At 62.2% G+C, this 11,477-nt stretch carries 12 protein-coding genes; 5 read left to right on the top strand and 7 right to left on the bottom strand.

All coding sequences use genetic code 11. The features are described from left to right. Positions 1-15: 15 nt before the first annotated feature. The 3 genes from PZL22_RS21890 (at position 16) to PZL22_RS21880 (ending at position 3,234) form a co-directional block, all read left to right on the top strand. Positions 16-753: a 16S rRNA (uracil(1498)-N(3))-methyltransferase gene (locus PZL22_RS21890; RefSeq protein WP_003527226.1), complete on the top strand. Its 738-nt coding sequence runs from the start codon at positions 16-18 to the stop codon at positions 751-753. Positions 754-890: 137 nt separating this feature from the next. Continuing rightward, positions 891-2,264: a glutamate--cysteine ligase gene (locus PZL22_RS21885; protein WP_003527223.1), complete on the top strand. Its 1,374-nt coding sequence runs from the start codon at positions 891-893 to the stop codon at positions 2,262-2,264. A 136-nt stretch (positions 2,265-2,400) separates the two neighbouring features. After that, entirely contained in the window at positions 2,401-3,234 is an 834-nt protein-coding gene (locus PZL22_RS21880) for a DUF937 domain-containing protein (RefSeq protein WP_003527221.1), read from the top strand. Between the two features lie 60 nt (positions 3,235-3,294). On the opposite strand, the gene PZL22_RS21875 is transcribed toward PZL22_RS21880, so the two are convergent. From PZL22_RS21875 to PZL22_RS21865, 3 genes are all read right to left on the bottom strand, one after another. Further along, on the bottom strand, positions 3,295-3,690 hold the full coding sequence (locus PZL22_RS21875) for a helix-turn-helix domain-containing protein (RefSeq protein ID WP_003527219.1): 396 nt from the start codon (positions 3,688-3,690) through the stop codon (positions 3,295-3,297). Further along, positions 3,690-3,986: a type II toxin-antitoxin system HigB family toxin gene (locus tag PZL22_RS21870; RefSeq protein ID WP_003527217.1), complete on the bottom strand. Its 297-nt coding sequence runs from the start codon at positions 3,984-3,986 to the stop codon at positions 3,690-3,692. The genes PZL22_RS21875 and PZL22_RS21870 overlap by 1 nt, the downstream gene beginning before the upstream one ends. Before the next feature lie 278 nt (positions 3,987-4,264). Next, positions 4,265-4,561 carry a DUF1127 domain-containing protein gene (locus PZL22_RS21865; RefSeq protein WP_003527213.1) on the bottom strand — a complete coding sequence of 99 codons (297 nt, stop codon included), beginning with the start codon at positions 4,559-4,561 and terminating at the stop codon, positions 4,265-4,267. 210 nt (positions 4,562-4,771) lie between these two features. On the opposite strand from PZL22_RS21865, the gene PZL22_RS21860 reads away from it, so the two are divergent. Continuing rightward, complete coding sequence (locus PZL22_RS21860; RefSeq protein ID WP_003527211.1) at positions 4,772-5,722, top strand: LysR substrate-binding domain-containing protein; 951 nt, start codon at positions 4,772-4,774, stop codon at positions 5,720-5,722. Between the two features lie 83 nt (positions 5,723-5,805). Here the strand turns inward: PZL22_RS21860 and katA are convergent, their stop codons facing one another. Beyond that, entirely contained in the window at positions 5,806-7,290 is a 1,485-nt protein-coding gene (gene katA / locus PZL22_RS21855) for a catalase KatA (RefSeq protein ID WP_003527208.1), read from the bottom strand. A 175-nt stretch (positions 7,291-7,465) separates the two neighbouring features. Here katA and oxyR point away from each other — a divergent pair, with 175 nt between their 5' ends. Further along, positions 7,466-8,419, top strand: coding sequence for a hydrogen peroxide-inducible genes activator OxyR (gene oxyR, locus PZL22_RS21850; RefSeq protein ID WP_003527206.1), 954 nt, complete (start codon positions 7,466-7,468; stop codon positions 8,417-8,419). Here the strand turns inward: oxyR and PZL22_RS21845 are convergent, their stop codons facing one another. From PZL22_RS21845 to guaB, 3 genes are all read right to left on the bottom strand, one after another. Then, entirely contained in the window at positions 8,420-9,295 is an 876-nt protein-coding gene (locus PZL22_RS21845; RefSeq protein WP_003527204.1) for a dienelactone hydrolase family protein, read from the bottom strand. 114 nt (positions 9,296-9,409) lie between these two features. Continuing rightward, on the bottom strand, positions 9,410-9,826 hold the full coding sequence (locus tag PZL22_RS21840; RefSeq protein ID WP_003527202.1) for an MAPEG family protein: 417 nt from the start codon (positions 9,824-9,826) through the stop codon (positions 9,410-9,412). Positions 9,827-9,886: 60 nt separating this feature from the next. Next, positions 9,887-11,389 (bottom strand): IMP dehydrogenase, encoded by a 1,503-nt coding sequence (gene guaB, locus PZL22_RS21835; protein WP_003527200.1) that lies wholly within the window; start codon positions 11,387-11,389, stop codon positions 9,887-9,889. Positions 11,390-11,477: the final 88 nt, after the last annotated feature.

The following is an 11,477-nucleotide window of genomic DNA, read 5'->3' as shown; positions in this document are numbered from 1 at the left end:
AGGTACCCGATTCCGATGCGCGCCAATTTCCGCATGCAGCGACTGTTCATCGAGAACCCGCTCCACGCCGGAGCGAAACACGAAGCCACAAGGGAGCAGTTCAACTATCTCATCAACGTCCTGCGCCTCGGTGAAGGCTCATCGCTTCTGGTCTTCAACGGCCGGGACGGCGAATGGCGGGCGGAGATAGCCATGCCGTCGCGCAAGCAGGCGGTTCTCGTCGCGGTCGAGCAGACGCGCCCTCAGCCCGCCCCTTGCGATCTCGTCTACCTGTTTGCGCCTCTCAAGGTAGGGCGGCTCGACTATCTCGTGCAGAAGGCGGTGGAGATGGGTGCCGGCGTTCTGCAGCCGGTCATGACGCAGCATGTCCAGGGCAAGATCGGCAGCCTCGAACGCGTCCGCGCCAATGTCATCGAAGCGGCCGAGCAATGCGGCGTGCTCGGCATTCCGGCAGTCGAGGAACCGCGCAAGCTCGAGGACCTCCTCATGGACTGGCCGCGCGACCGGCGCATCGTCTTCTGCGACGAGGGAAACGACAGCCAGAATCCACTGCCCATCCTCGAGGGAATTGCCGAACGCCGGCTGGCGCTCCTGATCGGGCCGGAGGGCGGCTTTTCGGAGGCGGAGCGGGACCTGTTGCGGAGCCGTGACTTCGTGACGGCGATCCCTCTCGGGCCGCGCATCCTGCGCGCCGATACCGCGGCAGTGGCTGCGATGGCCGTCATTCAGGCGACACTCGGCGACTGGCGATGAGCCGTCCATCCGCTTGCCCCTAGTTTTTTTGAGGGCATCTTGAAAGAAATTGACTTGCGCCGCACTTGATTACGGTTCAAGCACTCCATCCGATCCTGCTGACCCCGCAGGAGCCGCCCCAGGCAAAGAAGACGAACATGGCCCGAGACACTACCGACCAGACGCCGGTTACCTCTGTCGCTGAACTGACCGCCTATCTGGCATCGGGATCGAAGCCGAAGGAAAAGTTCCGGATCGGCACCGAACATGAGAAGTTCGCCTTCTTCAAGGCGGACAACAGCCCGGTGCCCTATTTCGGCGATGCCAGCATCCAGGCGCTCCTGAACGGTATGGCCGAAAGGAACGGCTGGGAGCCGATCATGGACGAGGGGAACGTCATCGGCCTTGCCGAGCCCTCAGGCAATGGAGCGATCTCGCTCGAGCCGGGAGGGCAATTCGAGCTTTCCGGCGCGCCGCTCGAGAACCTCCATCAGACCTGCAAGGAATCCAATCAGCACCTGGCAGTGCTTCGAGAAATCGCCGAACCGCTCGGCATCCGTTTCCTCGGCATCGGCGGCAGTCCGAAATGGAGCTTCGCCGAGACGCCGCGCATGCCGAAGTCGCGCTACGCCATCATGACGCGCTACATGCCCAAGGTGGGCAGCAAGGGCCTCGACATGATGTATCGCACCTGCACGATCCAGGTTAACCTCGACTTCTCCTCGGAAGAGGACATGCGGCGGAAGATGCAGGTCTCCCTGAAGCTGCAGCCGCTCGCCACCGCCCTCTTTGCAAGCTCCCCCTTCACCGAAGGTAAGCCGAACGGGCTGCTTTCCTGGCGGGGAGACATCTGGCGCGATACCGACAACCAGCGCTCGGGCCTGTTGCCGACCGCCTTCAAGCCGGATTTCGGCTTCAGCGACTACGTGGAATGGGCGCTCGACGTTCCCATGTATTTCGTCGTCCGCGGCGGGCATTATCATGACTGCACCCATGTCACCTTCCGCCAGTTCATGAACGGGGCGCTGAAGGGCGAAATCGCCGAGTGGCAGCCGACGATGGGCGACTGGACCAATCATCTGTCGACCCTCTTTCCCGACGTCCGTCTGAAGCGTTTCCTGGAAATGCGCGGAGCGGACGGTGGTCCGTGGCGGCGGATCTGCGCCCTGCCGGCGTTCTGGGTGGGCCTGCTCTACGATGACGAGGCCCTGTCGGCGGCCGAGGAATTGACCCGCGACTGGGGTTACGAAGAGGTCCTGGCACTCAGAGATGCCGTGCCCGCAAAAGCGCTCGCGGCCGAATTCCGGTCGAGGTCGCTCTTCGATGTCGCACGCGAGGTTCTCACCATTTCGCGCAACGGTCTCAAGCGCCGCAACCGGCTGAACGGCGACGGCATCGACGAAAGCCAGTTCCTGGCACCGCTTGACGAAGTGCTGGCGAAGAGGGCGACGCTCGCGGAAGACATGCTCTCGCTCTATCGCGGTCGCTGGAACGAATCGGTCGAACCGGTTTTCGCCGACTACCAATACTGAGCGGACCCTTTATCCGGACGGAGCGCCGCGGACAGGCTCGTTCCGCCCCCGTCCGGCGCTTTCGAAAAAGCGGTTTCCAGCCCTCCAATTCCCGTTATAGTGCAAGGACATGCGTCTCGTCCGGGAAGGAACGCCAATGGCACCGCTTTTTGACATGTTCGCTCAGGCGCAGAACGGCCACGCCATCGAACTGATGGCGAAGCAATTCGGGCTCGCGCAGGAGCAGATGGCGAAAGCCACGGCCGCGCTGATGCCCGCATTCTCCACCGGCTTCAAGCACAATACCACGAACCCCTACGACTTCGGCGCGCTGCTGACGGCGCTCTCGACCGGCAATTACGCCCGGTATTTCGAAGACATCAGCCAGGCGTTCACACCCCAGGGCGTCGCCGATGGCAACGGCATTCTCGGCCAGCTTTTCGGCTCGAAGGAAATGTCGCGCGCGATCGCGGCGCAGGCGGCACAGATGACGGGGATCGGCCAGGAGATCTACAAACAGATGCTCCCGGTGATGGCGAGCACGCTGATGGGGGGTCTCTTCAAGCAGACCACGGGGCAGATGAGCGGTGGGCTCGCCGACAATCCGATGATGACGCTGATGCAGCAATGGATGGAGGCGACGGGCTTCGCCAAGAAGCCCGAACCGCAGTCCAACCCCTTCGACAATCCTTTCGCCCAGGCGATGCAGGGCTTTTTCGGCGTGGGCAAGGCGGGAGAAATGGGCAGGGCCGGGGATAAGCCGAAAGCAGCCGACCTTTTCGCCGACAATCCCTTCTTCAAGGCCTATCGGGAGATGATGGGAGGCGCCGGCACGACCGAGAAAGCACCGGCCGATAACCCAGCCTTTGCCCAGTTTTCGCAGGCGATGAACAGCCTCTTCGACAGCGGCCTGGAGATGCAGAAGGAATATCAGAAAAGCATCGATGCGCTGTTCGAGAGCCACAAGGGCGGCTCGGGCGGCAAGGCGTAGCCGTCGGAATTTGCAGGCGGATGAGGGCGGTTGTTTGCTTTCTACGGCTCGTGCCAAGCGCTATGCGTAGGCACGCTCTGGCTCAACAAGATGATACGGTTCGACCAGGCAGTCGGTTGGGATGCCCCATTCTTTGTGAAGTCTGCGGATCATATCGACGGTAAGAGCGCGCCTTTTGCTCAAGATTTCGGAGGCCCTGGAACGGGAGCCGAAAAGTGCCGCCAAATCTGCCTGCGTACGGCCGAACATCTCCATGTGCGCCTTGATCAACTCAACGGGCTCAGGAGCTTCGATCGGGTGATGCTCGTTTTCGTAAGCCTCGATCAGGGTCGAGAGAATATCGAAACGGTCCGCTTCCTCGGTTCCGGTTTCAGGCGGCTGATCGAAGTATTTCGAGACCTCGTGGATGGCCCATGCAAGGTCATCATCGTTCCTTATGGCGCGAATATTGTCCATTACACTTTCTCCGGGTTGATCTTGTCGTACTCATCACGGGTGCCCATAAACTTGATCAGTACTCTTTTGAACGGGTACGCGACGTGAACGACAAGGCGATATTTATTGCCTGATATGTCGAAAATGATGCGATTGTCGCTCACAAAATCCACGTTGGCACCGAACATCGACTTCACATCGGACGGGCCCGCCCAGTTGGCGTTCCTAACCACCGCGTGCCACGTTTTGAGAGGCGTTTCTGCTTGAGGGTGCTTTTCCCAAAACGCTCTCAATGTGGACTTCGCTATGATTTGCATGGACCCTTGGATATTCCCAAATTGGGAACATGTCAATAATAGCTGTGAGGGAAAGCGGCGTCAGAGCCTACAGCGCCCCGCTCTCGCGCAAAAAAAGCCCGGTACATGTCTTGGCATGTACCGGGCAAGCAGCAGGGTCTATTGGCTCATACCCTGCGGGGAACTTTCAGGTGCCGTCGGCACCATCCGAATCTCGCGGCATGATCCGCGCGAGGGCGAAGATTTCGCAGATCATGCCGCACTGGCGCATCCGAGGCGGCGGGACGCGCCATGAGGGGTCAATCGTGGCGCACTCCCCTGTAGAAGAGGTTCGCCCGATTGCGTGAGGCGCGCGTCAGATAGCTGCCCGGGTTTTCGAAGAAGGCCGAGGTCAGCGCCTCGTGCAGGTCTTCGCGTTTCAAACCCATGTCCAGCAGCTGGCGGTCGTCGAGATCCTGCAGGCGGGCGATCTGGCAGCGGTTTCGATAGAGGCGCCAGACGGCCGTCAGCACGCCGACGATGCCTGTCGTGCGGACTGCAGGCGACTGCCTGCTCGCAACGAGGCCGAAACCGGAGGCGTGGTGGGTCGTGCGCATGACGGAACTCCTTTTCGCGGGCACGAAGAAACCCGTCCCTTGCGGGGAGGTCTTTCGCAGGGGCAGGCCGAAATACTTTTGGCGAACCGGCGACTATTTTGGCCGGAAAGATTGACGTGGTTTGCGGATTATCATTCGCAAATCCTTATTGATCAGTCCAACGAATGTTTTTAATGATATTCATCAAACAATCTTATGGGTATTCCGGCCATGTCCGCACCGCTCGATATTGACCAGCTGCAAACCTTCGTAGCAATCGCAGACACGGGCAGCTTCACCAAGGCGGCCGACCGTGTCTTCAAGACTCAATCCGCCGTATCGATGCAGATGCGACGCCTGGAAGAACGGATCGGCAAGCCGCTTTTCATGAAGGATGGCCGGGGCAACCGGCTGACCGTGGAAGGCGACAGGCTCCTCAATTTTGCCCGCCGGATGATCCGCCTCAACAATGAGGCGATCGCCTCCTTCGACGACAACCGTCTCGAGGGAACGCTGCGGATCGGCACACCGGACGACTACGCGGACCGCTACATGCCCGAAATCATCGTCCGCTTCGCCAAGACGCATCCGAACGTCGAGCTCTACATCATCTGCGAGCCTTCGGTGGACCTCGCGGAAAAAATGGCGAAGGGCGATCTCGACATCGCGCTCGTCACTCACAATCCGCGTGCGCGGGCTTCCGACGTCGTACGGACCGAACCGCTCTGCTGGGTAAGCTCCATCAATCATCCGCTGCCCGAGAATGCCCCGATCCCGCTTGCGGTCGGCCGGCGCGACTGTCAGTGGCGGCAGGCTGCCTGCGCGGCGCTCGACGCCACCGGCAAGGAATATCAGATCCTGTTCACGAGCTGGTCCTCGACCGTCGTTGCCGCCGCGGTGCTCGCCGGCATGGCGGTCTCCGTGCTTCCGGAGTCGGCACTGCGACCGGGCATGAAGGTGCTGACGCTGGCGGACGGCTTCCCGTCGCTGGCGCCGGTGCAGATCGGCATCATGAAGCGCCCCGGCCTTTCGCCGTCGCTGTCGAACGCGATCACCAATCATATTACCGCCTGCCTCGACAACATCACGCCCATCACCGTCAACGACGATCTCGAAGGCGATCTCAAGGGCTATCCGCGTTATCCGCGCCTCAGGCAGAGCCATATGCTGCCGGGCTGGTGAGCCGCCTTACACGGCTCCTCCAATGCCGAAGGCCACGCCTTGCTGAGGCGTGGCCTTCGCGCTTGTCGGGAACGGGCGCCTGATTACTCGGCCGCCGTGCTGATCGTGTCCGCCTCGTAGCCGTGGGCGGTCTTCAGCGCCTGGCGGACGCCCGCCTCGTATTCCGGGTGGACACGGGCGAAATGAATGAGCTGCCGCTCGATGATCTCGCCCGGGACGCCGCCCATGGCGGCCGCGATGTTGGAGAAGAGGCGCGACTTCTGCCCTTCGTCGAAGAGGCCGAACAGCGCCCGCACCTGGACGTAGTCGTCATTGCCGACGCGGTGGTCGTAGCGGGACATGTCGCCGTCTATTCTGAGCGGCGGTTCCTTGGCCAGCGGCTGTTCGGCCGGGCCATTGAAGGAGTTGGGCTCGTAATAGGCGTCCGGATTGCCGGTGCGAATGCCGCCATAGGTGTTCATCTGACCATCGCGATGATAGTGGTGAACCGGGCAGCGCGGCTGGTTGACCGGGATGTGCTCGTAATGCGTGCCGAGGCGGTAGCGGTGGGCGTCCGCATAGGAGAAGATGCGGGCCTGCAGCACCTTGTCCGGCGAGAAGCCGATGCCGGGAACGATATTGGAGGGCGAGAAGGCTGCATTCTCGATCTCGGCAAAATAGTTTTCCGGGTTGCGGTTGAGCTCCAGCACGCCGATCTCGACCGGCGGGTAGTCGGCATGCGGCCAGACCTTGGTCAGGTCGAACGGGTTGTAGGGCGTCTTCTCGACGTCGAGCTCCGGCATGATCTGCACCTGCACCGTCCAGCGCGGGAACTCGCCGTTCTCGATGGCGTAGAACAGTGACTCCTGATAGCCCTCGCGGGTCTTGCCGATGACCGTCTCGCCTTCCTCGTTGGTGAAGAACTTATGGCCCTGCTGGGTCTTGAAGTGGAACTTGACCCAATAGCGTTCGCCCGCGTCGTTCCAGAAGGAATAGGTGTGCGAGCCGTAGCCGTTCATATGCATCGGCGTCTGCGGCAGGCCGCGGTCGGACATCAGGATCGTCACCTGATGCAGGCTTTCCGGCGACAGGGACCAGTAGTCCCACATGGCAGTGGCGGAACGGAGATTGGTCTTCGGATGACGCTTCTGCGTGTGGATGAAGTCGGGGAACTTGTAGGGATCGCGAATGAAGAAGACCGGCGTATTGTTGCCGACGAGGTCCCAGTTGCCTTCATCGGTGTAGAATTTCAGCGCGAAACCGCGGACGTCGCGCTCGTGGTCGGCGGCGCCCTGTTCGCCGGCAACGGTCGAGAAGCGGGCCAGCATCGGCGTTTCCGCTCCGGGCTGGAGACACTTCGCCCTGGTGTATTGCGAGATGTCGCCGGTGATCTTCAGCGAGCCGAAAGCACCCCAGCCCTTGGCATGGACGACGCGTTCCGGAATGCGCTCGCGGTTCTGGTGCGCCAGCTTCTCGATGAGCTGATAATCCTGCAGCATGATGCCGCCACGCGGGCCTGCCGTCAGCGAATTCTGGTTGTCCGGCACCGGCGCCCCGGCGGTGGTGGTGATCGTCGGACGATCTGTCATCACATCCCTCCTGTTTCGATGTTTCGGCTTCCGATGCTCGCTGAAGAGCGTGACGGCTGAACGACAGCGGCCACGATCGCCACAGTGCATGGAAGGCCTTGGCAATGGTTTCTCCCATCCCGCGACGATAATCTCCAATTGTATTTCCTGCCATTTACGATAAGATTTTCCTATCATGTTGACACTCAGGCAGATGCGTTACTTCGATGCCCTCGCGGCCGCTCGCCACTTCGGCAAGGCGGCCGAACTCACCCATGTCAGCCAGCCGGCACTCTCTGCGCAGATCATGGAGATGGAAGAACATCTGGGCGTGAAGCTGGTGGAACGGAGCCGCGCCGGCGTTTTCCTGACCGTCAAGGGCGAGGAAGTGCTGGCACAGGTGCGTTCCATCCTCGCGGATGTCGGCAGATTGGAGGAGAGCGCCCGGACAAATACGGGCACTCTCGAAGGGCGGGTCCGCCTCGGGGTCATCCCGACGCTCGCGCCCTATCTCGTACCGAGGCTCATTCCCTACCTGCGCGAACGGTACCCGGCGATCGACATAGAGCTCAAGGAGTCGCTCACCGACCGGCTCATCGCCGATCTCGGCGACGGCCGGCTCGATGCGGTCGTGGCGGCGCTGCCGGTCGATGGGGACGGCATCGTTACCCGGGCGCTGTTTTCCGATCGCTTCTATATGGCCGTGGCGGAGAACGACCGGCAGGTGCTCATGTCGCCGATGACGGAAGAGCAGGTGGATATTTCGCAGTTGCTGTTGCTCGAAGAAGGCCATTGCCTGCGCGATCAGGCGCTGGCCGTCTGCAATACGGCCGGCAAACGGCAGCTCCTGAGTTTCGGCGCCACGTCGATGGCAACGCTTTTGCAGATGGTGGCAAACGGCATGGGAATGACGCTCATTCCCGAGATCGCGATACCGAGCGAAGCCGCACGCAACGCGATCCGGATCGTGCCCTTCGCCGCCCCGGAGCCCTCTCGCGAGATCGGGCTCATCTGGCGGCGCAGCAACCCGCGGCCGCGCGACATGGACGCACTTGCAAACGCCATATCCGCCTGCGCCCGGAAGGTCTCACGGGACGCCGCCGCGGCCGGAAGAGGCGCGGCGAAAGCTGCGCCTCTTCCGGCCGCATGATCAAACCAGCTTCGTCTTCAGGAATTCGACGGTCCGCTGCCAGGCGAGGTCGGCCGCCTCCTTGTTGTACCGCGCCGCCGAGGTATCGTTGTTGAAGGCGTGGTTCGCACCTTCATAGACGTGGATCGTCACGTCCTTGCCGTTTTCCGTCAGCGCCTTGCGGTAGGCCTCTATGCCGGCATTGATGCGCTCGTCGAGCCCGGCATAATGCAGCAGCAGCGCCGCCTTGATCTTCGGCACGTCCTCGGCCTTCGCCTGGGCACCGTAATAGGCCACGCCGGCCTTGAGATCGGGTGCGTTCACGGCAAGCCTGTTGACGAGACCGCCGCCCCAGCAAAATCCGATCGCGCCGACATTGCCTGTGCTTTCCGCATGGCCTTTCAGAAAGCTCACGGTGGCGACGGCATTCGCATTGGTCTCGGTTGCGTCGAGTGCGCTGATCATCTCCCGCGCCTTGTCCTCGTCATCGGGTGTCCCACCGTCAGGCGACAGGAAATCGGGCGCAAGCGCGACGAAACCTTCGAGCGCCATGCGGCGCGCAACGTCTCTTATGTGCGGGTTCAGGCCACGATTCTCGTGAATGACGATGACGGCGGGAAGCTTGCCCGAGGCATCGGCGGGTCTGACGAGATATCCCTTCATTTCGCCGTCGGCGCCGGGATAGGTGATGTCCTCTCCCTTGATACGCTCGTCCGTCTCGGCGATCATTTCGGCTTTGGCACTGTTGGCAGCCAGCATCGGCGCGATTGCGGCAGCGGCCGCAGCCGTACCCGCGAGCGCCGTCAATCTCTCCATGAAACGGCGGCGATCCAAAGTGAGATGGGTATATTCGTCATAGGCATCGATCATCGCCTGGGTGATGACAGGCTTGTTCATGACGCTCTCCCTGGGGCTGTGGCAGATCAAATGTCGCTGTAGCAGGCGGCAGCAGACCACCCGGCGACAGGATAGGTCAGCGGCGCGGTCACGGACTTACAAAACTGCGTTACCTCAGCTCATCGCCATCCAGACGGAAAGCCATGTCCACATCGCGACGAGCACAAGGAAACCCGCCATGAACAGCGGCTGGCGATAGCGAAGCCGATTGCTGGTGACGTGGATGAAGGCATGAGCATAACGGAGCGCCACGAAAAGCCAGGCGAGGCCAAGCGAAAGGAGATTGTCCGCCTCGGTGAGGTAGAGCAGCACGCAGCAGAGATGAAAGAGAACAGGCAGCTCGAACTGGTTCGCGATGCTGTTCCGCACGATAAGGCTCTCGCCCGGCTCGTCGCGGTTTTCCCGGAAGAGGGAAGCGTCGATCTTGCCCGTCCTGATGAGCGATGCCCGGCGCGTGGAAAGGAGCGCATAGAGCGCAAAAACAAGCGCGACATGGGCCACCATCGGCCAGAATATTCCGAAGCCTGTCATCGGTGCTCTTCAGCGTCAGCAATGGACATGGCGGACGCCGGACGGCGTCCGCCGATGATATCAGGCGCCGCCCGGATAGTTCGGGCTCTCGCGGGTGATCGTCACGTCATGGGCGTGGCTCTCGCGGAGGCCGGCGCCGGAGATGCGAACGAAGGTGGCGCGCTCCTGGTAATCCTTGATCGTGGCCCCGCCGACATAGCCCATGGAGGCGCGCAGGCCGCCGGCGAGCTGGTGCAGGACGCCGGAGACCGGCCCCTTGTAGGGCACCTGCCCCTCGATGCCTTCCGGCACGAGCTTCAGCGTGTCGCGGACCTCTGCCTGGAAATAGCGGTCGGCCGATCCGCGCGCCATGGCGCCGACGGACCCCATGCCGCGATAGGCCTTGAAGGACCGGCCCTGGTAGAGGAAGACCTCGCCGGGGCTCTCCTCGGTTCCGGCGAGCAGCGAGCCGATCATCACGGCCGAAGCGCCGGCAGCGATCGCCTTGGCAACGTCGCCCGAATATTTGATGCCGCCGTCGGCGATGATCGGGATGCCCACGGCCTGCGCGGCATCGACGGCCGCCATGATCGCGGCGAGCTGGGGCACGCCGACCCCGGCGACGATGCGCGTCGTGCAGATCGAGCCGGGGCCGATGCCGACCTTGACCGCATCCGCCCCGGCGTCGATCAGCGCCTTGGTACCGTCCCCCGTCGCGACGTTGCCCGCCATGATGCGCACCGAGTTGGAAAGCTTCTTCACGCGTGCCACCGCATCGAGCACGCGCTGCGAATGGCCGTGGGCGGTATCGACGACGATCATGTCGACACCGGCATCGATCAGCCGCTCGGCACGCTCGAAACCGTCGTCGCCGACGCTGACGGCGGCGGCGGCGCGAAGCCGGCCCTGCGCATCCTTGGCGGCATTCGGGTTGAGCTGGGACTTTTCGATGTCCTTGACCGTGATCAGGCCGACGCAGCGTCCTTCGGGATCGACCACGAGGAGCTTCTCGATGCGGTGCTTGTGCAGAAGGCGCTTTGCTTCCTGCTGATCGACGCTTTCCTTCACGGTGATGAGGTTTTCCCGCGTCATCAATTCGTAGATCTTCTGGGAAGGATCGGAAGCGAAGCGGACGTCGCGGTTGGTGAGGATGCCGACGAGGCGCCCCTGCGTCTGCCCGCCCAGGCCGCCGTTTTCCACGACCGGAATGCCGGAGATGCCGTGCGCCTTCATCAGGCCCAGAGCATCCGCAAGCGTCGCATCCGGGCCGATCGTGACCGGATTGACGACCATGCCGCTTTCGAACTTCTTGACCTGCCGGACTTCTTCCGCCTGTTCGGCGGGCGTCAGGTTGCGGTGGATGACGCCGATACCGCCGGCTTGTGCCATGGCGATCGCGAGCCGCGCCTCGGTGACGGTATCCATGGCCGCCGAGAGGATCGGAAGATTGAGTTCGATGTCCTGTGCGATACGGGTGGCGATATTCGTCTGGCCCGGCATCACCTCGGAATGCCCTGGCTGGAGCAGGACGTCGTCGAAGGTCAAAGCCTCCAGACCGGTTGCCGTTTCGATGATGCGCGCCATGGCCAGTTCCTCTTCAAATAAACGAAAAATCCCCGGGGACGCTCAGCGACTTGTCCACCGGGTGACTTCAAGGCTTGTCTTGGAAGTT

Origin of the sequence: Ensifer meliloti (assembly GCF_030064585.1) — a bacterium.
Classification (GTDB): Bacteria; Pseudomonadota; Alphaproteobacteria; order Rhizobiales; family Rhizobiaceae; genus Sinorhizobium; species Sinorhizobium meliloti.
This window is presented reverse-complemented; position numbering and strand designations above follow the sequence as displayed.